The sequence below is a fragment of the Myxococcales bacterium genome (genome assembly GCA_016720545.1).
Lineage (GTDB): Bacteria > Myxococcota_A > Polyangia > Polyangiales > Polyangiaceae > JAAFHV01.
Genome location: JADKKK010000034.1, coordinates 206,847 through 233,153, shown reverse-complemented (window position 1 = coordinate 233,153; position 26,307 = coordinate 206,847). Strand labels below are relative to the sequence as shown.

General features: G+C 72.9%; 20 protein-coding genes. 12 read left to right on the top strand and 8 right to left on the bottom strand.

The window, feature by feature from the left end:
* The first annotated feature begins 7 nt into the window (after positions 1-7).
* Positions 8-1,096 carry a hypothetical protein gene (locus IPQ09_27655; GenBank protein ID MBL0197924.1) on the top strand — a complete coding sequence of 363 codons (1,089 nt, stop codon included), beginning with the start codon at positions 8-10 and terminating at the stop codon, positions 1,094-1,096.
* Positions 1,097-1,146: 50 nt separating this feature from the next.
* Here the strand turns inward: IPQ09_27655 and IPQ09_27650 are convergent, their stop codons facing one another.
* From IPQ09_27650 to IPQ09_27640, 3 genes are all read right to left on the bottom strand, one after another.
* Complete coding sequence (locus IPQ09_27650; GenBank protein ID MBL0197923.1) at positions 1,147-2,337, bottom strand: matrixin family metalloprotease; 1,191 nt, start codon at positions 2,335-2,337, stop codon at positions 1,147-1,149.
* Between the two features lie 10 nt (positions 2,338-2,347).
* Positions 2,348-3,625, bottom strand: coding sequence for an MFS transporter (locus IPQ09_27645; GenBank protein MBL0197922.1), 1,278 nt, complete (start codon positions 3,623-3,625; stop codon positions 2,348-2,350).
* 86 nt (positions 3,626-3,711) lie between these two features.
* Positions 3,712-4,158 carry a hypothetical protein gene (locus IPQ09_27640; GenBank protein MBL0197921.1) on the bottom strand — a complete coding sequence of 149 codons (447 nt, stop codon included), beginning with the start codon at positions 4,156-4,158 and terminating at the stop codon, positions 3,712-3,714.
* 94 nt (positions 4,159-4,252) lie between these two features.
* On the opposite strand from IPQ09_27640, the gene IPQ09_27635 reads away from it, so the two are divergent.
* A complete protein-coding gene (locus IPQ09_27635) occupies positions 4,253-5,095 on the top strand; it encodes a carbon-nitrogen hydrolase family protein (GenBank protein ID MBL0197920.1) in 843 nt (280 codons plus the stop codon).
* Positions 5,096-5,326: 231 nt separating this feature from the next.
* Here the strand turns inward: IPQ09_27635 and msrB are convergent, their stop codons facing one another.
* Entirely contained in the window at positions 5,327-5,740 is a 414-nt protein-coding gene (msrB, locus tag IPQ09_27630) for a peptide-methionine (R)-S-oxide reductase MsrB (GenBank protein ID MBL0197919.1), read from the bottom strand.
* A gap of 156 nt (positions 5,741-5,896) precedes the next feature.
* Here msrB and IPQ09_27625 point away from each other — a divergent pair, with 156 nt between their 5' ends.
* From IPQ09_27625 to IPQ09_27600, 6 genes are all read left to right on the top strand, one after another.
* A complete protein-coding gene (locus tag IPQ09_27625) occupies positions 5,897-6,766 on the top strand; it encodes a radical SAM protein (GenBank protein ID MBL0197918.1) in 870 nt (289 codons plus the stop codon).
* Between the two features lie 76 nt (positions 6,767-6,842).
* Positions 6,843-9,806, top strand: coding sequence for a bifunctional [glutamate--ammonia ligase]-adenylyl-L-tyrosine phosphorylase/[glutamate--ammonia-ligase] adenylyltransferase (glnE, locus tag IPQ09_27620; protein MBL0197917.1), 2,964 nt, complete (start codon positions 6,843-6,845; stop codon positions 9,804-9,806).
* Positions 9,803-12,730, top strand: coding sequence for a hypothetical protein (locus IPQ09_27615; protein MBL0197916.1), 2,928 nt, complete (start codon positions 9,803-9,805; stop codon positions 12,728-12,730). Before glnE ends, IPQ09_27615 begins: the two co-directional genes overlap by 4 nt.
* Positions 12,731-12,800: 70 nt before the next feature.
* The gene (locus tag IPQ09_27610) at positions 12,801-12,998 is read left to right on the top strand and encodes a hypothetical protein (GenBank protein ID MBL0197915.1); all 198 of its coding nucleotides are present in this window, start codon (positions 12,801-12,803) and stop codon (positions 12,996-12,998) included.
* A gap of 64 nt (positions 12,999-13,062) precedes the next feature.
* Positions 13,063-13,755 (top strand): SDR family NAD(P)-dependent oxidoreductase, encoded by a 693-nt coding sequence (locus IPQ09_27605; protein MBL0197914.1) that lies wholly within the window; start codon positions 13,063-13,065, stop codon positions 13,753-13,755.
* 574 nt (positions 13,756-14,329) lie between these two features.
* Positions 14,330-15,199: a Uma2 family endonuclease gene (locus IPQ09_27600; protein ID MBL0197913.1), complete on the top strand. Its 870-nt coding sequence runs from the start codon at positions 14,330-14,332 to the stop codon at positions 15,197-15,199.
* A gap of 211 nt (positions 15,200-15,410) precedes the next feature.
* On the opposite strand, the gene IPQ09_27595 is transcribed toward IPQ09_27600, so the two are convergent.
* Complete coding sequence (locus IPQ09_27595; protein ID MBL0197912.1) at positions 15,411-16,988, bottom strand: protein kinase; 1,578 nt, start codon at positions 16,986-16,988, stop codon at positions 15,411-15,413.
* 334 nt (positions 16,989-17,322) lie between these two features.
* Here IPQ09_27595 and IPQ09_27590 point away from each other — a divergent pair, with 334 nt between their 5' ends.
* Both IPQ09_27590 and IPQ09_27585 read left to right on the top strand, forming a co-directional pair.
* On the top strand, positions 17,323-17,943 hold the full coding sequence (locus IPQ09_27590) for a hypothetical protein (protein ID MBL0197911.1): 621 nt from the start codon (positions 17,323-17,325) through the stop codon (positions 17,941-17,943).
* A gap of 207 nt (positions 17,944-18,150) precedes the next feature.
* Complete coding sequence (locus IPQ09_27585) at positions 18,151-18,828, top strand: hypothetical protein (protein MBL0197910.1); 678 nt, start codon at positions 18,151-18,153, stop codon at positions 18,826-18,828.
* An 83-nt stretch (positions 18,829-18,911) separates the two neighbouring features.
* On the opposite strand, the gene IPQ09_27580 is transcribed toward IPQ09_27585, so the two are convergent.
* On the bottom strand, positions 18,912-19,400 hold the full coding sequence (locus tag IPQ09_27580; GenBank protein MBL0197909.1) for a CD225/dispanin family protein: 489 nt from the start codon (positions 19,398-19,400) through the stop codon (positions 18,912-18,914).
* Positions 19,401-19,684: 284 nt separating this feature from the next.
* Between IPQ09_27580 and IPQ09_27575 the strand changes: the two genes are divergently transcribed.
* Positions 19,685-21,463: a serine/threonine protein kinase gene (locus tag IPQ09_27575; GenBank protein MBL0197908.1), complete on the top strand. Its 1,779-nt coding sequence runs from the start codon at positions 19,685-19,687 to the stop codon at positions 21,461-21,463.
* A 48-nt stretch (positions 21,464-21,511) separates the two neighbouring features.
* Here the strand turns inward: IPQ09_27575 and IPQ09_27570 are convergent, their stop codons facing one another.
* Both IPQ09_27570 and IPQ09_27565 read right to left on the bottom strand, forming a co-directional pair.
* Positions 21,512-22,075, bottom strand: coding sequence for a DnaJ domain-containing protein (locus tag IPQ09_27570; GenBank protein MBL0197907.1), 564 nt, complete (start codon positions 22,073-22,075; stop codon positions 21,512-21,514).
* 6 nt (positions 22,076-22,081) lie between these two features.
* Positions 22,082-25,153: an Hsp70 family protein gene (locus IPQ09_27565; protein ID MBL0197906.1), complete on the bottom strand. Its 3,072-nt coding sequence runs from the start codon at positions 25,151-25,153 to the stop codon at positions 22,082-22,084.
* A 129-nt stretch (positions 25,154-25,282) separates the two neighbouring features.
* On the opposite strand from IPQ09_27565, the gene IPQ09_27560 reads away from it, so the two are divergent.
* Positions 25,283-26,248, top strand: a complete 966-nt coding sequence (locus tag IPQ09_27560) for a hypothetical protein (GenBank protein ID MBL0197905.1) — start codon at positions 25,283-25,285, stop codon at positions 26,246-26,248.
* Positions 26,249-26,307: the final 59 nt, after the last annotated feature.

Sequence of the window (26,307 nt, the reverse complement as noted above, 5' to 3'; positions counted from 1 at the left end):
TGGTCGGATGCTGAAGCTCGTCGCGGCGCCTGCGTGCCGCACGCTCACGCTCACGGTCACGCTCACGGTCGGCGCGTGCGGTGGCGCGAGCGTCCCCTCCGCCTCCGACGCGTCGCCTCCCGTCCTCGACGCGGGGCCCGATGCGGACTCCGCGCCACCCCCACCGCCGCCGCCACCGCCTCCGCGCCCCGACGCGGGCGCGACCGGCCCAGCCCTGCTGTCGGAGACGGGCCTCTACGCCGACATCAAGACGCGCACGCTCGCCCCGGGGGTCTTCGCTTACAGCGTGCGGTTCCCGCTCTGGTCGGACGCCGCCGACAAAGCGCGGTACATGTGGCTCCCGCCCGGCGCGCGGATTGACACCGCCGCGATGGACGAGTGGACCTTCCCGGAGGGCACGCGGGCGTGGAAGGAGTTTCGCGTGGACGGCAAGCTCGTCGAGACGCGCGTGCTCTGGAAGCGCGCGGCGCGCGAGGGCGGGAGCGCGTGGTGGATGATGGCGTACGCGTGGCGCCCCGACGGCTCGGACGCCGACGCGACCGTGAGCGGCGTCCCGGCGGCGCAGGGGACCTCGCACGACGTGCCTTCGCAGGCGTCCTGCGGCCCCTGCCACGATGACGTGCGCGACGCGCTCGCGGGCGTGGGCGCGATCCAGCTGTCCGAGGGGCTCACGCTCGCGAAGTGGGCGGCTGAGGGCCGCTTCACGACGACGCCGCCCGTGGACGTGACGCCGCCGGGCGCGGGCGCCGTCCAAGCCGCGCTCGGCTACCTCCACGGCAACTGCGGGCACTGCCACAACGAGCGCGCGCCGCGGCTGTCCACGCAGTCGCCGATGCGCCTGCGGCTCTTGGTGGGCGAGCGTGACCCGAAGTTGACCCAGATCCACCGGACCACCGTGGACGTGAAGATGCAGCACGTGTTCCCACCCGACATCACCGTGGCGGTCGCGCCCGGACGGCCCGAGAAGAGCGAGCTGTGGGTGAGGATGGGCCTGCGCGACGTGAACTCGATGCCGCCCCTCGGCACCAAAGTGGTCGACGACACGGGGCGCGCCGCCGTGCGCGAGTGGATCCTCGGCCTCGGCGCGCCGCCGTAGCCCGCTGCACGACCAAGACCACGCGAGCTCCGCGGCCCACCCGCGTGCGCCTACGTCCTCCGCCGGACGAGCGCCCCAAGGAGGCAGGCGAGCGCGAGCGCGAAGGCCGTCGCGCCCGTCTGCGCCGCGGCCGTCTGCCCCGCGCCCGCGCTGACGCAGCCGCGCGGCGGCGGGACCTCGGCGGGGCCGGCTCCCGCGTCGGGCCTCGCCGCCCCCGCGTCGGCGCCGCTCGCCGGCGGGTCGCCCGCGCCCACACACCGACCGCTGCGGCAGACGAACGCGCCGCAGTCGGCGTCACTCGAGCACGCCACGCCCAACCCGCGGCAGCCGTCGGTCGCGACGCACTGCTCGTCGCCGGCGCTCGTCGTCGCCTCGCAGACGAAGCCCGGGCCGCAGGGGTGAGCCGGGTCGCACCGCGGCGCGCAGACGCGCGCGGCGCCGTCGTCGACGTCGACGCAGCGGCTCTCGGCGCCCGCGCCGTCGCACGCTCCCGCGGCGCGCGCGCATGGCGCGCACGTGACCTTGGGTGTGCCCCGCCGCTCGCAGGCACCCGCGAGGCACGCGAAGCCGGGTGGACAGGGAATGTCCGGGCATCGCGCGGCCCCAGAGGGGGCAGGGTACAGCGTCGCCACGCCGAGCTCGTCGTCGCGCTCCGGGGTGCGCGCGCGCGTGCCGGACACCGAGGGCGCCATCGTCGCCAGCGGGTCGGCGGAGTGACCGAGACCCAGCAGGTGGCCCAGCTCATGGACGAGCACCGCGCGAAGATCGACGGCGCCGGGAGCCTCGAGCCCGTCCACCGCGTACACGTAGTCGCGCCCGTTCACGTGGATGTCGGCGTCGGTGATGCGGCCCGATCCGTCCACCACGAGCACCGTCTGGGCGAGCGCTCGAGGCACGAGCTCGCTAGGCCACTCCTCTGTGTGGAAGCGGACGGTCGAGGAGCCGTCGCCCGAGGTCACGCTCGCGCCGTCGACGCCGACCACTCGGAGGCGGACCGCCGTGCGCGGCAGCTCCGACCACGCCCGCGCCGCGACCTCGCCCTCCGCCAGGGCGACCTCCCGCGAGAAGGCGCCGAACGGCAGCGCCAGCGTGATCGTGTGCGGGAAGGTGGGGAGCAGACCGGGCGGCGCGCCGCGCGTGAAGGCTCGCTGCGGCGGGGTCGCGCCGCGCGTCGACGCGCTGTGCGGCGAGGGCGCAGGCGCGACGAGCACGACAGGGGGCGGCAGATCGAGGGGCGGCAACGTTGGAATACTACGGGGTGTGGGCGCTGAGCGCTCGCGCGGTCGGCGCCGCGCGAGGGCCGGTGGCCGCCCAGATCAGCGCCGCAGGGAGCGCGAGCGCCCCGACCGCGAGCACGGGGCCCCAGCGGTGCGTGCGGTCGAGCCACGCGCCATAGACCGGGTTCGCCGCGATGTGCACGAGCGACTGCGCGGCCGCCGAGAGGCCGCTCGCCGCTGCGGCCTCGCCTGGAGAGATCCGCCGGAGCATGTCGGCGGTGCCCAAGACGTACATTCCCCCACCTCCCGCCATGGCGAGGCTACCGAGCGCGACGCGAGGCCAGGCGCCCTCGACCCAGGGGACGAGCGCGAGCGTCGCCGTGAGCAACGCGGCGAGCGCCATGAGGCCGCGATGGGACGGGTGGGCGCCGTGCGAAGGGGACGAGGTCTGCGAAGGGGGATCGAGCGCGCTGGCCGCGGCGCCGAAGCCAACCGCCGCCACGTCGAACACGAGCGGAGGCAGCCACAAGGTGTGGCCCACGTCCTCGCGCCGGACGCCCGCCGCCTCGACCAGCATCTGCGGGTACCAGCCGAGCACCACCAGGAGGGCCGGCGCCGAGCCCACGATCACGACGGCCTGTCGGAGCACCGCGGGCCGGCCAGCGAGCGCGGCGAGGGCGCGGAGCCATCGCATGTCGCCGGTGTCGCTCGCGTCGGCGCGCTTCGGGCTGGCGCTCGCGGTGGCGCCGTCGTCGGGCGCGAACGCGAGCCAGAAGGGGAGCCAGAGGAGCCCGAGCGCGGCGGTCGCGATGAACGCGAAGCGGAAGCCGTGGTCGTGCGCGACCCTCGCGGCGAGCGGCGCAGCCACCATCGCGCCGAACGAGCTGCCCGTGAACAGCAGGCCCATGGCGGCGGAGCGTCGCCGCGCCGGGAGCGTGGTCTGGATGGTCCGCGCGGTCGACGGGAACGACGGGGCCTCGAACGCGCCGAGGAGCAGGCGCAGCACGAGCAGCGCGCCGAACGAGAATGCCGCGGCGTGCGCCGCGGACACGAGCGACCACGCGAGCACCGCGAGCGCCAGCGTGCGTCGCGGGCCGAAGCGGTCGACGACGACCCCTGAGAGCGGCGCGCACACGAGGTAGGCGAGCGCGAAGGCGGACCCGAGCCACCCGAAGCGCTCGTGGGAGATGTGAAGCTCGGCGCGGATCGTAGGCGCGATCGCCGCCAGCGTCTGGCGATCGAGGTAGCTCACGCTCATCGCCAGGGTCGCCACGATCGCGACCAGCCACGGGTTTCGCCCCGCCGCGGTCATGGTCTGATCTCGGCGTGCGCGCCGGCGTGGAGCGGCCGCTCGGCCGAGGTGTCCTCGGTGAATCGCGGGAGCTCGTCCATGACGGCTCAGCAGCTGCCCGCGATGAACGTCGCCTCGGTCCGGAGCGTCACCTGCGCCTCGCACGCCGCGCCTGCGAGCTTCGCGGCGGCCGCCTTCGTGGGGTTCAGCGCGTTCGAGCGCGCGACGCTCACCTTCGCCTCGTCGGCGCGGCCGAGCTTCTCGGCGACGAGGCCGTGGTTGAAGCGGATCTGGGCGAGGAGCCGCGCGTCCTTGGAGCGCGCCTCGGCCTCGCGGAGATCGGCGCGCGCGGCGTCGAGCTTGCCCGCGAGCAGGCGCGCGTAGCCGCGTTCGGAGAGGGCGCGCGCGTCTCCCGGGAGGGCCGCGAGCGCGGCGTCGAAGGCAGCGACCGCCGCCGCGAGCGCGAAGGCGACGCTGAGCGTGGCACCTTGCAGGGCCGTCGACGCGAACGCGAACGCAGACGCGAAGAGAGCGGGAGCGTGAGGGCGCGTCATCGTACAGGCAGGCTTTCATTTGGTGGCGAGCGCCGGAAGCAAAATTGCGAGGTGGGCGGCGCCCTGGTGGCCGCGGGGTCCGCCCCGCGCCGGGATGCGCTATGAGCGAGCGATGCGCGTCTCCGTCGTTCAGCTCTCGAGCCAAGCCCGCGTCGACGACAACCTCGCTCGCGTCGCGCATTGGGTCGGGCGCGCCGCGGCCGAGGGCGCCGAGCTCGTCGCCCTGCCGGAGAACTTCGCGTTCCTCGGCGGCGGTGACGCGCAAGACGACGCGAGGAAGCAGGCCGTGGCGGAGTCGCTCGCGCACGACGAGCCAGGGCCGATCGTCTCGGCGCTCCGCGAGCTCGCGCGCTCCCACGGCGTGGCGATCGTCGGCGGCGGCATGCCCGAGCGGAGCCCCGACGCGACGAGGCCCTACAACACCTCGGTGTGCTTCGATCGCGAGGGCAAGCTCGTCGCCCGCTACCGGAAGGTGCACCTCTTCGACGTGTGCCTCGCGGACGGCACGGAGCTGCGCGAGAGCCGCGCAACGCTCGCGGGCGCGGAGCCGTGTGTCGCGCCGCTGCTCGGCCAGGTGCTCGGCATGACGGTGTGCTACGATCTCCGTTTTCCGGAGCTGTATCGCAGGCTTGTCGACCTTGGCTCCACCCTCGTGACCGTGCCCGCGGCGTTCACCCTCACGACGGGCAAGGACCACTGGCACGTGCTGCTCCGCGCTCGCGCGATCGAGAACCAGGTGTTCGTGCTCGCGCCGGCGCAGCATGGGGCGCACGGCGGAGGGCGCCGCACCTACGGCAAGAGCCTCATCGTCGACCCGTGGGGCGACGTGCTCGCGCAGGCGGGCGAGGGTGAGGGCGTCGCGACCGCCACCCTCGACTTCGAGTACCTCGAGAGGGTCCGCGCGTCGCTCCCTTGCCTCGAGCACCGGCGCCTCTGACTCCCCGCGCGAACTTGCCCGCTCCCGAGCGGCGGGGAAGCGAGCGGCCCTCCGCTCAGCAGCCCGTTGATCGACGGACCGAGCCCGCGCGTCGTCCGCGCGCCATCGGGCGAGGCGCGATCCGAGGAGCCCGCGGAGCCTACTTTTTTCGGTGAGCCGGCACCGGAGGAGCGCAACGCAGCCCGTGCCGATGCGGCGGCGCGCGGGCGACGTGAGTTCATCAACGGGCTGTCAGGGGTCGCGGGGCTCGCCGGCGGGGACGTGCCGCATGGCGACCGAGTTCATGCAGTAGCGCTGCCCGGCGGGCGGAGGGCCGTCGGGGAACACGTGGCCGAGGTGCCCATCGCACCCCGCGCAGCGCACCTCCGTGCGCACCATGCCGTAGGCGCGATCTTCGATGGTGGTGAGGTTCTCGGCCGCGACCGGCCTCGTGAACGAGGGCCAGCCGGTGCCCGACTCGAACTTCTCCCCCGAGGCGAACAGCGGCGTCCCGCAGCCGGCGCACACGTACGTGCCCGGCTCGTGCGTGCCGAGGAAGCAGCCGCTGCCCGGCCGCTCGGTGCCGTGGCGGCGGAGGACCTCGTAGGCCTCCGGTGAGAGCCTCGCGCGCCACTCCGCGTCCGAGAGAATGAGCTTCTGCGTCATGCCGCGAGTGTACCTGCCGCTCCCGCTCGTGAGCGAACGGAACGCGGGCCTGACGGGGTAGCTCTGCCGTGCAGGCGTATCGCTCGAGAGGAGCGCGGACCGATTCCACGCGCGATCGTCCCGCGCGGGACGCGGCTTCGAGGCATGCTGGCGGGCATGCGCTACGAAGGTCGCCTGTACCGTCCGCCGTCGGAGGCGGACTCGCTCATCGTGCAGGCCACGATCGGGTGCTCGTGGAACCACTGCACGTACTGCGACATGTACAGCGACAAGGCCTACCGTGTGCGCGACGCGTCGGAGGTGCGTGAAGACCTCGAGCGCGCCGCGGCCGCGTTCGGGGATGACGTCGAGAAGCTGTTCGTCGCCGACGGCGACGCGCTCGCGATGCCCATGGAGAGCTGGCGCTCGCTCCTGACGACCGCGCGCGCGGAGCTGCCGCGTCTGCGCCGCGTCTCGTGCTACGCGATGGCGCGCAACGTGCTCGCGAAGACCGAGGAGGAGCTGGCCGAGCTCCGGGCCCTCGGACTCCGTGTACTCTACATCGGCCCTGAGTCGGGGGACGACCCCACGCTGAAGCGGATCGCGAAGGGGGACGACCACGAGGCGCACGTCGAGGCAGCCGCGCGCGCGCGGCGCGCCGGGCTCGCGCTCAGCGTCATCGTGTTGCTCGGCGTGGCCATGGAGCGCTCGGACGAGCACGCCCGGGAGACGGCGCGACTCGTCACGCGCATGGATCCCGAGTTCGTGGCCGCGCTCACGGTCACCGTCGTGCCCGGCACGCCGCTCGCGACCCTGGCGAAGCGCGGGCGCTTCGTCGTGCCCGAGGTGCCCGCGCTCCTCGGCGAGCTGCGGACGTTCCTCGAGCACACGCGCCCCACCCACGCCGTGTTTCGCACGAACCACGCGTCGAACTATCTGCCGCTGGGGGGTGAGCTCCCGCGCGACCGCGATCGCATCCTGGCCGTCATCGACGCGGCGCTCGCCGGTCGCGTGCCGCTGCGCCCAGAGCGTCACCGGGGGCTGTGAATAGCGTGTAGGGGCATGTCGGTCGGTACCCCGCCGGAGCCCGCCCGGCGTGCAGGCCCGTGTACACTTGGGCGCGATGAACCTGCCACGGTCGCACTACGACCTCGTCGGTCCGCCATCGCCGCTCGAGGAGGCGACCCACGCGGTGCGCGCCATGCTCGCCGGGCGGGGGCTCGCCGCTGACGAGGACACCTGCGCGCTCGGTGGCCTGCTGTGCACCGCGTACCCCGCCGCGCGTCACGCCATCGAGGCCCACCCGGACGATCTCGTGTACGTCGCGCGCTCGGGGCTCAGTCTTCGCCGCGACGCCGCGACGCTCGGCCGGCTCGCCCGAGAGGCGTGCCCCGACCTCGACGACGAGGACGCCGTGCGCCGCGGCCTCCGCGTGTTCGCTCGCCGCGAGAAGCTGCGCGTCGCCGCGCGCGAGCTCTTCCCCACGCTCGGGGACGTGGACGTCGCCGCGCGCGAGCTCTCCGACCTCGCCGACGTGTGCGTCGCGCTCGCGGTGGACGAGGCGGTGCGCTGGGGCACCCGTCGCTTCGGGGAGCCGCGCGGCGCGCACGGAGAGCCGTGCGGCTTCACCGTGCTCGGCATGGGCAAGCTCGGCGGCCAGGAGTTGAACGCGGGCAGCGACGTGGATCTCCTCCCGTTCTACGAGACCGACGAGGGCGAGCTCACCCGGGATGGAGCCCCCACCGACGTGACGCTCCACGAGTTCTTCACGCGCGTGACCCAGCGGTTCACCGCGACCCTGGACGACGCGACCGAGGACGGCGTGGTCTGGCGGGTCGACCTGCGTCTCCGGCCGGAGGGCTCGCGCGGGCCGCTCGTCAACTCTCTCGGCGCGGCCGAGCGGTACTACGAGAGCTGGGGCCGCACGTGGGAGCGCGCCGCGCTCCTTCGAGCGCGCGAGGTCGGCCGCTCCGGGGCGCCCGGCTTCGGAGCGCGGTTGCTCGCCGCGCTCTCGCCGTTCGTGTGGCGCCGCGTCGTCAACCCCGCCATCGCCGCGGAGATGGCGCAGCTCGTGGTGCGTGCGCGGTCGGAGCTGTCGGCGGACCCGGAGCGCGACCTGAAGCACGGCGTCGGGGGCATCCGCGAGGCCGAGTTCTTCGTGCAGTCGCTCCAGCTGATTTGGGGCGGGCGCGAGCCGCAGCTCCGCGCGTCGTCGACGTTGAAGGCCCTCGTGCGCCTACGTTCTCGCGGCCTCGTGACCGAGCGAGAGGCGCGCGACGTACGCGACGCGTACCTCACGCTCCGCCGCGTCGAGCACCGCGTCCAGAACGCGACCGGGCTTCAGACCCACGAGCTCCCGCGCGGCCGAATGCTCGAGGTCATCGCCCGCAGCCTCGGCTTCGAGGACGCCGCGCGCTTCGAGGCCGATCTCGCCGCGACGCGCGCCCGCGTCGCGCGCCGCCTCGCCTCCGTGGTGATCGCCGACGAGGGCGCGAGCTCCGACGAGCTCGAGCGGCTCTACGCAGCGCTCGACTCGGGCGACGAGGAGCGCGTCCGCGAGGTGCTCCCGTCGGGCTTCGGGCTCGCCCCCGACCTGCCACGCCACCTCCTCACGCTCGCGCGGCGCCGCGACGATCCGCTGGGCGCCGCCACGCGCGACGGCTTCCCCGTGGTCGCGCGCGAGACCGTGCGCGCGCTGTCGGAGGCCGGCGATCCCGAGCAGGCCGCGCGCCTCTTGTGCGCGTTCTTCTCCCGCCTCCGTACGCCGGGCGTGTACGTTCGCGCGCTCGCCGCCGACGTGCCTGTGCTCTCCCGGCTCGTGGGCCTCTTCGGGGCGAGCGCGTTCCTCGGCGGCTTCCTCACAGGGCACCCGGAGCTCGTCGATCGCCTCCTGTTCGTGAAGGGGGTGCCCACGCCGGAGACCGCGCGCGCCGAGGTGCGCGACGAGCTCGCGAGCCTCACCGTCGAGGAGCTGCAAGACGACCCTACGGACGCGAGCGTGGGCGCGCTGCGCCGCGCGAAGAGCCGCGTGACGATGGAGGTCGGGCTCGCCGAGCTCTCGGGTGAGCTCAGCTCGCGCGACGCCCAGCGAGTGCTCACGGCGGTGGCCGAGGAGACCCTCGAGAGCGCGGTGCGGCTCGCGCTCGGTGAGCGCGGCCTCGTCGGGGGACTCGTGGTCGTGGGCATGGGCAAGCTCGGCGGCCGCGAGATCGGCTACGGCTCGGACCTCGACGTCTTCTTCGTGTACGAGTCGATCCGTGACGACGAGGACGCCGCCGAACGCTACGTGCGGGCCGCGCAGCGCGTGCTCCGCCTCGTCAGCATGCCCCAGGGCGACGGGCCGGGCTACGAGCTCGACACGCGCCTCCGCCCGTCGGGGAACCATGGTCTGCTCGTCGTCTCTCTCGAGGCGTTTCGCCGCTACCACGCCGAACGCGCCGGGCGAGATCCCGAGGCCGCGGGGTGGGAGCGACAGGCCCTGCTGCGCGCCCGCCCGGTCGCTGGCGACGCCGCCCTGGGCGAGGCCGTGATGGCGATCGCGACCCAGGCGGCCTACGAGCGTGGCGCGCCCGAGCCCGCGCGTACCCAACATCTCCGCATGCGGATGGAGCGCGAGCTAGGGCGCGAGCGCCGAGACGAGGGTGGGCCACAACGCATCGACCTCAAGTTCGGCTACGGGGGCCTCGTCGACGTGGAGTTCGCCGTGCAATACCTACAGATGACGCACGGTCGAGATCCCTCGGTCCGGACCCCCGAGACGGAGCACGCCCTCGACGCGCTCTCGGCCGCCGGTCACCTCGATCCCCACACGGCCGCGGTGCTGCGCGAGGGCTACCGGAGCATGCGGGGACTCGAGCAGGCGCTGCGGGTGTCCACGGGGACCGCAGCGACCGTGCTCGAGGAGGGCCAGCCGACGCTCCCGCTCCTCGCGCGGCGGCTCGGGATGCGTGACGGTCCTACGGGGACGGCGTCGCAGGCCCTCTTCGCCCACGTGCGCGCGCTCAACAAAGACGTCCGCGCGGCGTACCTCGACGTGCTCGCGCGGTGCGTGCTGCCCGCGAGCCCCTCGTCGCCGAGGTCGTCGTGAGCGCGCAGCGCGCGCGGCCCGCCGGGGGGCGGCTCGTCTGGCTCACGGTGGCGCTCGCCGCGGCGTGCGGTCCGCGCGAGCTCGCGGTCGTGCCCGGTGGTGATCGCCCGCGGCCGGCGGTGGCCGCGGACGACGTCGCGGGGTCGTCGGAGCCCGAGGCCGCCATGTCGCCGTACACGGTCGCCGCCGAGTGGGGTGGGGCCCGGGCCAAGGGCACGGTCGAGCTCGGCAAGGACCTCGGCGCGCTGGTCGGCGGCGTCCGGGTGGTGTCGAGCGGCGCGCGCCTGCGCGTCGCGCGCGAGGTCGTGCCGAGCCCTCTCCAGTACGTCTCCGCGCTGCCCGTTCGGCTCGGTGGAGGGTTTATTTTCCTGAATGATGTCGCATTGTATCACGCGTCACAGTTCGACGGCGCGCTGACCGGCGTCGCGTACTTCCCGGGCGGCAGCTTGCTCGAGGCGCGGCCCGCGTTCGATCGCGTGCTGGTGCGTTCGACCGACGGGCGGCGGTGGATGTTGCGGTTCCCTGGCGGTGAGCGTGTCCCCGTGGAGCCACCCGGCCTCGTCGAGATCCTCACGCGCGACGACGGCCTAGGTCTCGCGACGACCGACCGCGGGCGCCTGCTCGCGACGCGCGACGCGGGGAAGAGCTGGCGGGACGTCACCGCTGACCTGAAGGACGCCCCCAGCGGCTTGGTCGAGCGGGCGGACGCGCTCTACGTGACCGTGGCGGACTCCGCGCCCGCGCGGCTGGGGCCCGATGGCCGGATCGCGCGCGTGGAGCACCTCCCCGAGGAGCCCAAGGTGGAGCGCGATCCGCGCTGGCGCGTCAGCGAGGCGCCGCTGCGCGCGGCACTTCGCGCGGGGGTACCGGCCGAGGATCCGGGCGTGGCGATCATCGCCAGCGCGGGCGATCTCGTGCGGGTGTCCCTGCGGAGCGGCGAGCTCGTCTCCGTCCAGCGAGGCAAGCTCCCGCCCGACGTGACCTGCGAGGCCGTTCGGACCTCGGACGACGCCGTGTTCGTCTGCGCGCGCCGCGCCAGCGAGCGCCTCGTCGTGTCGGGTACGCTGTTCGGGAAGCCCGTTCGCGTGGAGCAGACCTTCCCGAGCGCTCTGGCCTTCTCCGCCTCCGACGACGGAGCCCTCGCATACGCCGGACCATGCTCGGGCCCCGCGCGCGACGGCGTCGTCTGTGTCCGCGGGACGTCGGGCTCCTGGGTCGAGCGCAGCGGCGTCGGCGACGGTGGCGCCCTTCGAGCCCTCGGCTACGTGGTCCCGCGGGCCGACGGCGGGGCGACGAGCCTCACCTTCAGCGGGGCTGAGGCCACCGCTCTCGACCTCGTCACGGGCGAAGCGCGCACGTTCACCGGCGCGACGCTGGTCACCGCGGGTCGCGTCGGGGGCCGCCCGAGCCTCATTCACCGCGACTGGTCCTACGGTCCCGACGGCGTGCTGCGCGGGTGGCTCGGCGGCAGGGCGGTCACGCTCCCGCCCACCGGTGCGCCCACGGCGAACGTGTTCGTCGGCGACACCGCGCTCTATGGCACGGCGGGTCCTCGCGCCCTAGGGATCGCGCCCGCGGGGCGCCTGTTCCAGACGACCGATCGCGGCGCCACGTGGAGCGAGGTGGCGCCCCCCCCATCGCACCCCACGCCTTCGTCCACGATGCACCGCCCGATCTCGTCAGTCCAGTGTGGGGACCTCGGCTGCGCGCTGGGGGGGTGGCTGCGCGTCGGCTACCCGGAGGACCCCGCGCTCCCGAAGCCGCTCGTTGCACACGCCGTCCCTCCCGCGGAGGCCGCCTCGTTTGCCCCGCCGATCCCCGTTCGCTGCGAGGCCTCGGGCGCCGTGGCGGGCAGGGTCTTGCCCGCGGCCGAGGACTCGGACCTCGGCGCCGTCACCGCGCCGAAGGGGCTCAACGTCGTGGCGACGCTGGGGCGCGCCACTCCCCATCCGGTCCGCACGGACGAGGGCTCCGACGGCAGCGAGTCCTCCCGCCGCGCCGTGGTCGTCGAGGTCTCCGACCCGTTCCGCATGGCGGCGACCTACGTCGCGCCGTTCGATCCGCTCGCCGTGCGCCGGACGGTCACGCTCACCCTGGCCGATGTGGCGCGCGCGCTCGGCACGGGAGGCTCCACCGCCCACGACGTGGCCAGCAACCTCGCCGTGGCGCGAGCCGTGCCGATTACGCCGCTGGATCCAGGCGCGCCCGGCGGTCTGCTCCTTACGGGCGAGCGCCTCGCGTTTTGGTCGCGCGCCGGCGCTACGCGCGTGGTGCTGTTGCCGGAGGACTCGCCCGAGGTGGTCCTCTCGGCTGCCGAGCTCTCGGGGGAAGAGCTCGCTCTGCTCCGCAGTGATGGAGCGCGCAGTCTCCTCCAACGTGTCTCGGCGAGCGGCACCCTCTCCACCGTGATGAGCTGGGCGGGCCCGGACCTCACCGATCATTATCCGTTCATCGCGGACGCGGTGGCGGTGGGCCCGCGCGGCGAGCTCGGCGTCGTGCGGTTCGCGAGTGGGCTCGAGCCGGCGTCTCGGGAGGACCCCGCGCGCCTCCTCTTGCCGCACGGGAAGGTCGTCACGCTCGCCCCGTGGTCGACCCTCACGCCGGCCGACGATCCGGCGTGCCGTGGCGACGCGGCCGGCTACCGCGCCACCGTGCAGCTCGACGGTTGGCTCGCGCTCGACGGCGAGCCCCGCAGGGAGGGCCACGGCACCGCGCTCGCGCGGGTGCGGTGGGGCGAGGCGCGCGTCTGCCTCGAGGGCCTCGAGCTGCGCGCGGGCACGACCGCGGGCGCGGATCGCTCCGACACCGGCCGTCAGCTCGAGCGCTGGGTCGTCCACCGCGCGCTGCCGCGGCCGCTCGCGGGCTACGTGACCATCGGCGCGGGCTTCGAGCTCCGCCAGGGGGCGCGCTGCGCCCTTCACTGAACGGCGCGGGCGATGGCACGACGCGCTGGCCTTGGCGGACGCCGTGGTCCGGGCCTGGTAGGGTGCGTTGATGCTCCGCCGCTCCACCGTGGTCGCGTTGATCGCATTCGCCGCGCCTCTCTTCGGGTGTCCCACGCAGGCTCCGCAGAAGCCGTGCGCGCGCATGGGCGACTCGTGCGAGGTCTCCCCTGGGAAGCTCGGCACGTGCGTGAACCGCGACGAGTGTGTGGCCGGCGGGGACTGCTTCGTGTGTCAGCCGCAGCACTGACACGGGGTCGGGTCGGCGCACGGTTCACGGAGTCGTGGCCCTCCGATCCGTGTAGCATCGTCGGATGTTGACCCTCATTACCGGGGCGGGGGGCGCGCTCGGCTCGGCCGTCGCTCGCTTGCTCGTCGGTCGTGGCCAGAGGGTCGCGTTGGTGGAGCGTCGGCCGTCGCTCGCCACCCTCGGCGCCGAGCTCGGCGCCGCGGCTGTGAGCGCCTACGTGTCGGACTCCTCGTCCGCGGAGTTCGCCCGCGCGCTCGCCGAGTGTGAGGCGGCGGCCGGCGAGCCCGTGTCGTGCGCGGCGCTGGTCGCGGGCGGGTGGGCCGGCGGCGTGCTCGTGCACGAGGGCGCACACGAGCTCGCCGACATGCTCGATCTCAACACCCTGAGCGTGCACGCCGCGCTGGCCGGCCTGCTGCCGGGCATGGTGGCGCGGGGAGCCGGCGCCGTCGTCATCGTAGGATCCCGCAACGTGGAGCGCCCGTGGTCCGGAAAGGGCTCGGCAGCCTACACGGCGAGCAAGGCCGCCGCGGTCGCCTTCGCGCACGCCGCCGCGGCGGAGGTGCTCTCGTCGGGAGTGCGGGTCAACTCGGTGCTCATCAGCACGATGGACACGGAGGCGAACCGCGAGGGCATGCCCGACGCCGATCCCACTCGCTGGGTGTCGACCGAGTCGGCCGCCGGCGTGGTCGCGTTTCTCCTCTCCGAGGAGGCCCGCGACATCTCCGGGGCGAGCGTGCCCGTGTACGGCCGCGCGTAGGCGCTCCGCGCGTCAACCTGTCCGAGGAGTCTCCTCGTCCTTGGCTATGCCGCCGAGCTCGCGACACGCGTCTTCGACCAAGAGCGCGCGGCCCTCGGCCTCACGTCGAAGCGACCGGGGCTCCCTTCAAGTGTGGGCCGAAGGAGAAGGCGCGCTCGTGGAAGACCGTGGTGGACGCGTTCTTTGGCGGGGTCGACCTCGGCCGGCGTGTCGCTGAGGTCCGGGCGGCTCACGGCGGCTCGGCCTTCCGCCGCGCGCCCTGCGCGTTCCTTCGTCGCAGGTACCGCAGGGAGGCGCCGGTCGCTCGCCGCGAGGTGCCGAGTCGCGCCACTGAACGGATCCGGCATCCCGGTCGGCACCTCTCATCGACGTGAGTCGCGATGCCTCGAGGAGCGGGCCGAGCGGGAGCGCCCGGGTCGGCGGCGGCGGTGGCGTGTCCCGGGACACCCGGCCGGACGTCCGGGGCGCGAGCGGGGCCTCGCTTCTTCGAGAAGTGCGGCCCTCGCGGGGCGGCACGCGCGCTGCAGAGGAGGTCGGCATGCAGCCCGCGGCTCGGTGGCCTACGATGTCCCTCATGACGATCGAACCTCTGCGTCGTGACGACGCCGCCCGGCCGGACGTCAAGTACGTCCGCCCGATCCGGCCGCTGCACTTCCCCGTCAGCGATCCGGAGTGGGAGATGGGCCAGAGTCATCGACACCTGCGGCTGTGCGAGGTGCTGTATCAGGTCCTCAGCGAGGTGCTGCCTCGAGGGCAGGCCGCGCTCGGCGCCGACCAGTTCGTGTATTTCGATCCGCGCGATCCGCACCGGAAGTGCGCACCCGACGCGTTCGTGAAGGTGGGAGTCCCCGCGGAATCGATCGCCTCTTGGAAGACGTGGGAGAAGGGAGCGCCGGACCTGTGCGTGGAGGTCTTGAGTCCGGCGGATACGGAAGAGAAGCTCGCCCTCGGCGAGAAGCTCCAACGTTTCGAGGCCATGGGAGTGCGCGAGGTGGTGACGTTCAACGTCGACGCGCCCGAGGGCTCGCGGATCCGCGCGTGGGAGTCGGTGCGGGGGGACCTGGTGGAGCGGGTGGTGGAGGGCGAGAGCACCTTCAGCGTGGTGCTGGGCAAGTGGTTCGTGGTCGCGCCGTACTTGGCGGAGGGGCGGCACGAGCTCCAGCGGCTCGAGGCCGCGTTGCGGCTCGCGCACGACGCGGAGGGAAAGGCCCTCGTCCCCACTCCGGACGAGCGTGAGGCGGCCCGGGCGGACGCGGAGGCCGCTCGCGCGGACATGGCGGCCGAGGCCCGCGCCGCGGAGGCCGCTCGGGCTGATACACAGGCCAAGGGGCGCGCCGCGGAGGCCGCTCGCGCGGACGCAGAGGCCGAGGCCCGCGCCGCAGAGGCCGCTCGCGCGGACGCCGCGGAGGCGGAGCTCGCGAAGCTTCGCGGGCAGCGGGGCTGAGTCGATCGTGCGTGACGTCGCGTCGAGCCGCTCCCGTGCGCGAGCTCGCGAAGGTCGGCGGTGGCGTGTCCCCAAGGGCCCGCGGATCCGCGCGTGGGAGTCGGTGAGGGGCGACCTGGTGGAGCGCGTGGTAGGCGATCTGGCGGCCCCTCTCGCCGCTTGAAGGCTACGGTTGGTTAAATTATTGATAATAAACAAGAATCTGCACCGATCAGTGGTCGGGGCGAGGCGGGAGCGTGTCGATCGCCACGGACCACTCGGAGATCGCGGCGCGGAGACGCTCGAGCCGCGGGGTCTGATCCGTGTCGTCGCGCTGGATCGCGCGCTCCTCGAGGAGCCTCGAGAGCCGCCGCGTCGCCGTGCGGAGCTGGCGGATCCCGGACACCGCGAGCATGCGCTGGAGCTGGGCGGCGATCCCGCAGCCCGACGCGAGCAGGCGGTGAAACACGTCTCGACCGATGCAGAGCGCGAGCGAGTCGCTCCGGGCGATGACCGACGCCGAACGCAGGGCATCCTCCACGAGCGCGACCTGGCCGACGAACTCGCCCGGGCCGATGACGGCCAGCACGTCCCGTCGCGAGTGAGACTCCCTCACGATCTCGACCTCACCCTCGAGCACGACGAAGCAGCCGTCCGCCTCCGCGCCCTGCTCGAAGAGGACGGCGCCCGCGGGGTAGCGAAACGCCCCCACCGCCAGCAGGAAGGTGTCGAGCTCGGCCTGGGGGCACCCGTCGAGGTCGGGGATTACGCGCAGGTCGGGGGCCGAGAGGACCACCGAGGTGGGGAGCGCAGGCCGCGTGAGCTCGGCGGCCGGTGCTCGCCACGAGGGCATCCTCGCCGGCGGCACAGACATCGGGCGGTCCGCTAGTAGGGGCTTGTCCTCGAAGTCGTCCGCCCACACCGCTTGGACCTGGGGGCTCGCGAACGGCAGCAACGCGCTCCCTAGCTCCTCGACCGTCGCGAAGCGCTTCTCTCGATCGCACGACATCGCGCGAAGCACGACGCGTTCGAACTGGGGCGGGAGCGTCGGCTCGTGGAGCGACGGCGGCTCCGCCCGGCCAAGCACGATCTCGGCGAGCAGCACGTACAGCGACTGGTCGGAGCGGTACGGCAGCACGCCGGTCGCTAGCTCGTAGAGCATCACCCCGAGCGCGTAGCCGTCCGCACGCCCGTCGATCTGGACGTTCATCTGGATCTGCTCGGGCGACATGTAATACGGAGTTCCGACGAACTGCCCGACCTGGGTCAGCCGGCTCTCCGATGACGTGAGCTGCTTCGAGATCCCGAAGTCGAGCAGCACCGGGCGCTCGGCGCCGCGAGCTTCGCGCGCGAGGAAGACGTTCTCGGGCTTGATGTCGCGGTGGATGAGGCCCGCGTTGTGGGCGGCTCCGAGCGCGGAGACGAGCGGCAACACGAGGTCGGCGATCTCGAGGGGCGTGAGGCGTCCGCGTCGGGCGAGCAGCGCCGCGACCGACTCACCCTCGAGGTATTCCATGACGATGTAGGGGCGACCGTCGAGCTCGCCTACGTCCGTGACGTCCGCGATGTTCGGGTGCTTGAGCGACGCGGCGGAGCGCGCCTCCTGCATGAAGCGGCGCACGTGCCCGTCGCTCGCCGCGAGCGACGAGTGCATGACCTTGAGCGCGACGTCCCGACCGAGCTTCGCGTGACGCGCCCGGTAGACCGCCGCCATGCCTCCCTCGCCGATGAGCTCCTCGACGACGTAGCTCCCGAAGGCCGTCCCCCTGGGGAAGGGCCCCCCTGGCACGGTGTCCCATTCGTCGCTCACGCGCGGAGCTCTCGCTCTTCGAGACCGCCGGACACCGACGCGCGGCGGCACAGGATCTCCACGTCGGGGCGCGGCGGCATGTCACGAGAGGGTACCAACTCGCGCACTCTGCGGTTAACAATTTGGGACCGCCAGGCCCGCCGCGCGCCGTGGAGCCCGTCGAGAGACACGTCGACTTCCCCTAGCTAGCTAGCCCCGCGTTCTTTGGTGGGCGACGGGAGTGAGGTCCGCCCCGCGCACTTCTCCGGCAACACCAACCCGAGCGCGCCGGAGCGCTCGAGCGGAGCGCTTTCAGGGGTGGCGATCGACGCTGGCCTGAGCCATTCTTGAGCGCATGGGGAGCCGCCTCGTCGAAATTCGAAACCTGCTCGTCGAGCGTTCGACCCTTCGTCTCGGCCTTGGGACGTCGCTCGCGCGCGTGGCGCTTGCCACCGCGTGGCTCGCGGGCGCGGGCTGTACGGTCACTACGGGGCCCGGCACCGGCTCGGGCACACCGACTGGCGACGGGGGCTCGTCCTCGCCCGGAACAGGCACCCCGGCGACGGGAACCCCGTGCCCGGGACAGGGCATCAAGGTGCTCGGCACGTGCAACGCGCCCAAGGACACGTACGTCGCGCTCGAGGCCCCAGATCGCGACACGATCGCCAACGAAATGTGGACCGTGATGACCAACGCTCAGTGCTGGTTCAAGAGCGGGTCCACCCAGCAATACGTGTTTTACGGCCAGCTCGAGTACACGTTCTGGGGGGCGACCTCGGACAGCAAGTCGTTCGGGACGCTCGTGGTCGAGTCCATCGGCCGGTTCGAGGACAAGAACGCCGCGGTCGTCCGGATACGCGGCGAGTCGTGGCTCATCGTGACCCTCGACGCGCAGACGCTCACCCTCGGAAAGAGCCTCAACGGTCAGCCCTACGTGGAGCTCTACAAGGCCCACAACGAGGGCCGCTGCCTGTAGGTGCATATGTGGCGCCGCGCACCGGCCCGAGGGAAGCGGCGGCGTGGCCGGTTTCGCTCCCGACCCGTCCCAGTGTCGCCCGCGGCGCGATAGGCCCTGCGTGACGATGTCGATGCATCCGCCGCCACAAGAAACGTAGCGTCGCCATGCGGCTCAGCTACGTTGCAAAGCAAGTCTCGAGTTTCTTTCCCCCATCTTGGAGCTTCCGTGAAAAACCTCGTCCGTTCGGTCTCTATCTTCGGCGTGCTCGCTCTCCTCGGCGCGGCAGCCTGCTCGAGCACGCCGGACGCCGCCGACGGCGGCACCGACGCCGCGGTCACGGACAGCGCGACCCCGCCGGTCGACGCGACCACGCCCGACTCCGCGACGTCTGACTCCGCGACGCCCGACTCCGCCACGCCTGACGCTGCGAAGCCCGACTCTGCGGTTCCGCCGGATTCGTCGACGCCCACGACCTGCTCTGGGGCGGACGCCGGCGCTCAGTGCAACACCGTAGTGAACGGCGCGACGGACGTCAGCGTTACCGTGGGAACGGGCGCCCTGCCCATCGGAACGGGCGGTACAGTGGTTGACGGTCGCTATTTCCTGACGAACCTGACGACGTATCCCGGCACGGGTGTCCCGTCGACGCTCGTGATGCGGCAGACCCTCGAGCTGTGCGGCGGTGGGAGTGTCGGCCAGTTGGTCAACGACCAAGCGGGCGCGACCAAGCGCAAGAGCTTCACGTTCACCAGGGCTGGGAACGTGCCGACGACGACCCAGACGTGCGAGTCCGTCGCTGGTGACACCAACATTCCCTATGCGACGTACACGGCCACGGCCACGACGATGACGTTCTACGCCGCGGCGCCGTACGTGTTCTCGGCGACCTACACCAAGCAGTAGTCGCGCCGCTCCAAGGCATGTCGCGGCGCGGCGCCCGTGGGCTCTGCGCCGCGTGGCCATTTTTCGCCCCCCGGGGCGATAGGCTATCCCGCGAGGGCAGACACGACGCCGCCGAGGAGGCCGAGCGCGATGCCCACGGAGGCGAGGATGACCGCCATCTTCGCCTTCCCGCGCGCGCTCTCGAGGTCGCCCCTGTTCTTTGCGTTGCTCGCCTGCACGGAGAGCACGACGCCGATGATCCCCAGCACGGTGCCGAGGCCGCAGCAGAACAGCGACAAGACGCTGAGCACGAGGGGGAGGGTGGTGTTGATGTCGCCCCCGGCGCCCGGCATGAGCGGGCCGCCCGGGGGCGCGCCGCCTGAGCCTGGGGGACCGCCGTAGCCGCCTGGCGGAGGGGCGCCGTAGCCGCCCGGCGGAGGGGCGCCGTAGCCGCCCGGCGGAGGGGCGCCGTAGCCGCCCGGCGGAGGGGCGCCGTAGCCACCTGGCGGAGGGGCTGCGCCGCCACCGGCGGGAGGCCCGAAGCCCGCGGCGCGCGTCGAGGGCGGAGCGAGAGAAGGGTCGGTCGGGGTCATCGCGTCGTACTTTCGCAGGAGAACCGGGTCGTGTCGCCGAGGATCGCGACGCGCTCCCGGCTCGCCGTGACCTTCGCCGCCGCCCGGCCCCGAGGCGCTCGCCGTGACGTTCGCCGCCGCCCTGGCCCTCGGATTATGCTGTTTCTGGTGCCCGTTCTGGGGATCGGCGCCACGTGGAGCGCGGAACCCACGCGCGCGGCGCGAGACCTTGGTACCCTGCGCCTTGCGCTGGCGCGCGAGCTCGGCCTCGGGCGTCTCGGCCGCACCGACCGGAGCCTTGCCACGTGAAGATCTGCCCCCGCTGCTCCGAGCTCTTTCCCGACGACGCCGGCTTTTGTCCCTACGACGGCGCCGGCCTGGACAAGAGCAACGACCGCTACCTCGGCCGCACCATCGCGTCGCGCTACCGCCTCATCAAGCGCCTCGGCCTCGGCGGCATGTCGAGCGTCTACCTCGCGCGGCACGTCATCATCGACCGGCTGAGCGCGCTCAAGATCCTCCGCAAGGAGCTCGGGCTGAACCCGTCGCACCGAGAGCGCTTCCTCCGCGAGGCGCGGGCGGTCAACCGCATCAATCATCGAAATATCGTGGAGATAAGCGACGTTGGCGAGGCCGACGGCGTCGCGTACCTGGTGATGGAGTACGTCGAGGGCGAGTCCCTCGCGGCCCTCGTCCAGCGTGGGCCTTTCGAGTGGCAGCGCGCCGCGCGCATCTGCGTTCAGATGGCGAGCGCGCTGGCCCGCGCGCACCAGATGGGGGTCATTCATCGCGACCTCAAGCCCGACAACGTCCTCATCGTGAAGGACGACGAGGGCCGGGACATCGTCAAGCTCACCGACTTCGGCATCGCGAAGATCATGGACCTGCCGAGCCTCACGTTCTCGGAGCAGCTCTTCGGCACGCCCGGGTACATCGCGCCCGAGTACGTCGAAGGGGTCGAGTGCGACGAGCGCGCCGACATTTACTCGCTCGGAGTCGTCCTGTACGAGCTGCTCACGCAGGTGTTGCCGTACGAGTGGGAGGGGCAGGCCGATCTGCTCCTCAAGCCGCTCACCACGCCGCCTGTCCCGCCGAGCCGCCGCGTCCAGGGGATCCCGTCTGGGCTCGAGGCGCTCATCCTCGCGATGCTCGCTCGTCACCCGGAGGATCGCCCCGCTGACGCCTTCATCGTGCACGACGCCCTCGTCGACCTGCTGCGCAGCGCGGGGTCGATCTCGCGCAGCTCGCTCCCCGCGATCGCGGTGACCTCGGCGCGGAGCCCGCGCGCGGACCTCGCCGTGACCCAGCCGGATGTGGACGACAACCGCCCCGATTCGGTGGTGATGGTCCTCTCTCGGCCCGCGCTCTCACGGAGCGGTGAGCGGTCGAGCGCGGCCGTCGCGGTCCCGGTCGCCGAGCGATCGAGCGCCGCTCCGGACGACCCGGCGCGCCCCTCCGTGCTGCTGCCTCACCTGGCGACGCCGGAGATGGCCACGAAGTGGCGCACTGCGCTCGCCGAGCTCGAGAAGCGCATCGGCGAGGCCCGGAGGCGGGGCGGCGGGGACGCCGCGGCCCGCGCGGCGGAGCTCGCGATCATGGCGGGCGAGATGATCCCGCGGGTCGAGCGCTCGTGCCGCGCCGTGGCGGAGCTGCAGTCTCGCGTGGACAGGCTCGAGGCCCGAGGGCGCGAGTTCCGCTCCACGCTCGGGCACGCGATCGACGTCCTCCTGCGCGATCGCTCGCGCGAGCGGGCGCACCTCGAGGCCGTGCGCGCGCGCCGGATCGCGATGGAGGCGGGCCCGTCCGAGAGCGATCTGGCGAACGCGACCCGGCCGCCCGCCGAGGACGGTCGCGCGTGGGAGCTCGGCGCGCTCGTCGAGGAGGAGCGCCGCATGGCCGGCGTCGTGGTCGATCTCGGCTACCAAATCGAGGCGCTGCAGCGGCAGCTAGACGACAAGAACGACGAGCTCGACAAGGAGCTCGGCGAGGTCACCGGCGCGCTCGAGGGATCCCTGGCGGCGCTTCGTCGCGTCTCGAGCGAGCTCGCGCGCGTCCTGCGCGACGGAATCGTGCTCGCCGCCTGACGCCGCGCGGCGCGTTCGCGCGTCGCGCGACCTGCCGGGGCGCGCGCGTCACTTCTTCCAGGTGGTCTTCTCTTGCTCGGCCTGCTTGCGCGCGCCCTCGTCGAGCGAGCGGGCGAACTCCTGGAGGCGCGCGTTGCCGCGCTCCATGTGGAGCGCCAGCGTCAGCTGGATCTTGGCCTGCTTGAAGTCGCCCTTCTTCTTCAGCTCTTCTGCGCGGAGCACGAACGGCCGCGCGCCGGGCGACTTCACCGAGTCGACGAGGCGTCCGGTGGGGGCCGACAGGCTCGGGTTCGCCGGGGAGCGCGTGTGGGCCACCGCGGCGCGCGCCTGGCCGTGGTCTGACACGAGCGCGAGGGTCTGATCGTAGTGCGCGCGGAGCTGCGGATCGGAGAGCACGCGGAACGCCTCGGCGCCCCGCTTGAAGATCTTGTCGATCGCGCGGCGCTCGTCGCGCGAGCGCCCATGGTGCGAATCGGGGTGGAAGGTCTCCGCGAAGGCGTGGAACGCGCCCCTCACGTCGTCGTGGGTCGCGCGGGACTCCACGCCGAGCACGGCGTAATAGGAGAGCTTGTCCAGAACGGCCAGCCACCCCGCGATCGCCGCCTCGTCCATCGTGGGTTAGGCCTTGCCCATGCGGTGGACCATGTCGAGCACGGACTCTTCGTCGGCCACGCCGAGCAGGCGCAGCGACGCGCGGGCTTCGTGGCCCGTGGCGCTGTCGGACGCGCGCACGTTGAGCGTCCCGTCGGCGTCGAGCTCGAACGTGACCGCCACCGTGACCTCGCCGCGTCCCGCCGGTCGCAAGCCGCTGAGCTCCACCTCGCCGAGATAGGTGTTCTGCGTGAAGGTCGAGTGCTCGCCCTGGGCCACTCGGACGCGCACGACGGTCTGCTGATCGCGGCCGGTCGAGAACTTTCTCGTGCGTTCGCACGGGATCTTCGCGTTGCGAGGGATCACGGTGTCGCAGAACCCGCCGGCCGTCTCGACCACGAGCGCCCGCGGCGTCACGTCGACGAGGACCGGCGCGTAGGGCCGACCTTGCGCGGGCGCCTGCCCGTAGCCCATGGCCGGCTGCGCGGGGGGGCCGTAGCCCATGGGCGCCTGCGCGGGTGGGCCGTAGCCCATGGGCGCCTGCGCTGGGGGCCCGTAGCCCATGGGCGCCTGCGCCCCGTAGCTCACGGGGGGCTGCATGGGCTGCATGGTGGGCGCGAAGCCCTGCGGGAGCGGCGGGGCCGCGTGCATTTCCATGGTGGAGCCGAGGCCGGGCATGGGCGGCGGCTGGTGCGAAATGGGCGGCGCGGCTGGAGGCGCCATGGCCGGCGGGGGCGCCGACTGGATCACCGCGTGCTGAATGGGGTAGTCGGGCGTGACGGCGGGGTAGGGGCCGCTGCCCTCTGCGGGGTACTGGCCGCTGCCCTGCGCCGGGTACGCGCCCGAGGCACCGGCGAACGCGCTCGCGCCGCCGCCTGCGCCCACGCCCACGCCGCGCGCGGGAGCTGGCTGGGCGGGTGGCGCGGGCGGTGCCGCGCGCCCGGCGGGCGCCGCTGGGGGCGCAGGGGGCGGTCGGCGCGCCTCCGCGGGGGCGCGATCGCCGAAGGGATCGGTGGTCTTGTGGGGCGCCTTGGCGGGCGGAGGCGCGGCCTTCGGGAGGGGCGGCGCGTTGGACATCGCCGCCGTGCGTTTGCCCTCGAACGGGCCGTACGGATCTGTGCGCTTCTTGGGGTCGGCGGGCGCCTTGCCGAGGTCGCTCATCGGCCCGAAGGGGACCCTCGGAGTGCTCTCGGGCGGTGCGCCGCTCATGCCCGGTGAGGGGGCCGCGGCCTGCTGGCTCGTGTGCGGCTCGGGCGAGGACGCGGTGTCGTGCCAGCTCGCAGGCACGCCAGGGACCGTGCCCGGAGACGAGACCCCCGAGCTGGAAATGAGACTAAGATCGCGGACTTCGCCGAACGTGCCCCCGGGGACCGCTTCGGTCGCGGAGGTGCTGTCCTCGTAGTCCGAGAAGCTCGGCACGTGCGTGAGACCCACGGCGCTCACCGAGCTCACGAGCGACGGCGGCTCGTCGAGCGCGCCGAACCCGCCGCTCTGGAGGGCCAACGGCAGCTCCGGGTTGGCCGGGGGCGGGTGGCTGCCCGCCATCGTGGGCTCGTCCTCGGTCCAGCCGGAGTCGGTGAACTCGTCGGTCGAGCGCTTCGCTGCTTCGCGCTGCTTCGCGGCCGTGATGGAGTCGTAGAATTCGGAGTGGGGCGGGACCGCCGCTCCGGGGAACGAAGGGATGCTCGGCTCGTCGTCGCGCTTGACGTCGTGGATCGCGGCGCTCGACATGTCGACGACGTTGCGCGTGGACGCGGGCGCGGCCGGCAGGCTGCGGTTCGACGGGGGCGCGGAGTCGGTGCGACCGATCGGCGGCGGAGCGGACCCCGAACGCGCGTAGGCGGGCGCCGACGGCATCTTCATTTGCGTGGAGGTGAACTCCTCGCTCTGGAGGCCGCGCAGCGTCTGGGGCTTGGCGGAGGGCACGCCGGGTGGCGCCGGGATCGGTCGCTTTCCCGCGCCCTCGGTGAGCGCGGACGCCTGGATCGCGGCCCCCATCGCGACGACCTCGTCGGGGTTGATGCGGTCCATCGGCGGCGCACCGAAGAACGCCTCCACGCGCCGACGCACGAGCGGGATGCGCGAGCTGCCGCCAACGAGCACGACCTTGTCGAACGACGTGGGGGTGAGGCGGGCGAGGCCGAGGGCGTCCTGCGTGACACGGAACGTGCGCTCCACGAGCGGCTGGATGACTTGGTCGAGCTCGCCCCGCGACAGGCTGTACTGGAGCGAGAGCGCCGCGCCGCCGACGCCGTAGCCGAGGTCCCCGACCGTGACCTGGGCGTTGTCGCGGGTGGAGAGCGTGATCTTGAGCTCTTCGGCCGCGGCGCGCAGGCGCTCCCACACGCCAGGGTCGGTGTTGGCGTCCACGCGGTGCTGCTTCAGCAGCTTCTCCGCCATGCGCTCGGCGATGGCCGCGTCGACGTCGTCACCACCGAGGAAGGTGTCGCCCGCGGTCGCGAGGACCTCGAAGACGTTGTTGTTGAGGTCGAGCAGGGTGCAGTCGAACGTGCCGCCGCCGAAGTCGTAGACCGCGATGCGCTCCGAGCCGACCCGGCCCAGGCCGTAGGCGAGGGCGGCCGCGGTGGGCTCGTTCAGGATGCGGAGGACCTCGAGCCCGGAGACGCGGCCAGCGACCTTCGTGGACGCGCGCTGCAGCTCGTTGAAGTGGGCGGGAACCGTGATGACCGCGCGCTGAACGGCGCCGCCAAGGGCGGTCTCCGCGATCTGTTTGGCGCGCTTCAGAACGAACGCGCTGATCTCGGGGAGCGTGTAGTCTTTCCCGCGGGCGTGCACGAGCGGCCCCTGCGCCGGGCCCTCCCGCAGCTCGTAGGGTACGCGCGCGCGGGCCTGTACGATCTCGGGGCTGTTCCACGAGCGCCCGAGCAGCCGCTTGTGGCTGGCCACCGTATTGCGCGGATCCATCGCGCGACGGGCCCTGGCGGGCCCTCCAACGAGCACCTCGCCGTTCGGATGGAACGACACGACCGACGGCAGGAGCCGTTGGCCCGTCTCGTCCGCCAGGACGTTGACGCGGCCAGCCCGCATCGACGCCACGACGGTGTTGGTGGTCCCGAGATCGATGCCTACTACACTCACTGCTCCGTTCTATCCTCGTGGGCGCCAACAGACAACCGCCGTCGCTCCGTGGCTGCGCGGCGCCCGAGCCCGCGCCCAGCGCCGCTCGCGGTTGCCTGCCGCGCCTGGGGAGGCTAAGGATGTGTCCCAATGAAGACGGTCGCGCTCGCTCTCGCCTCCTTCAAGAACTCCGCCCGCCTCCGGCTCGTGCCGCTCGTGGTCGGCGCCCTCGTAGCGGGTTGCTCCGCCGCCGCGCCCGACGAGGAGCTGGTCGACGAGCTCGGTGAGAGCGAGGACCTCGTCACCGGGAAAGACACCGCCGGCATCGTCGCCGGTTCCCCCGAGGAGGCCGCGATCCTGCTCGTCGCGAACGACCGAGCCCTCGACACGACGGCGCTGAAATCGGCGGTGAAGGTCACCGCGACCGCCACGAAGTCGCTCCTCGCGTTCCGCGCGGGCCCCACGGCCGGGCCCGAAGACGACGGCTGGTTTCTCAGCCTAGCCGAGCTCGACAAGCAGCGCGGCACCACGAAGACCTTCTACGCGCGCGTCGGCGCCTACGCGAAGGCGAACGGCTACGTCGACGGCGGCGAGCTGGTCGCGCCGGACCGCGCCCTCCTCGAGATCCCCGACAACCTCGGCCGCCCTCCTACCTCGAACGACGTGCGCGTCGTGAAGGGCTTCGACGGCCTCACGCCCGAGCAAGCGTACACGGTGTCCCGGGGGCGGAGCACGAACTACATTCACCCCGAGAACGAGCGGCTCATTCGCGAGACCTTCGCGTTCTCGCACAAGGCGTTCACGATCGCGCTCGGCAATTTCTTCGCCGACGACTCCCCGCCACAGCGCTTCTTGCGCGGTCTCGGCGCCTCGAAGGTGGTGCTGCTCGGGCTGCTGCGGCAGCTCACCCCCGTGGCCATCGAGGCGACGTTCCCCGATGGGCGGGTCGAGTACTACATGAAGAAGTCGGTCGACTACGAGCGCGTCGAGAAGCCCACGCAGCGGGTCATCATGCGGAGCCCGATCTCGCTCGAGCCGTTCGGCGTGCGCGTCTTCTACCCGGCCTGGGGCTCCACGAACCTCAAGGGACCGGTCAGCGTGGTGGTCGAGGGCTGACCGCCGAGCGCCGCGGATCGTCATTCGGCATGGTCCGCTCTGCGTGCCCGAGGCGCGGC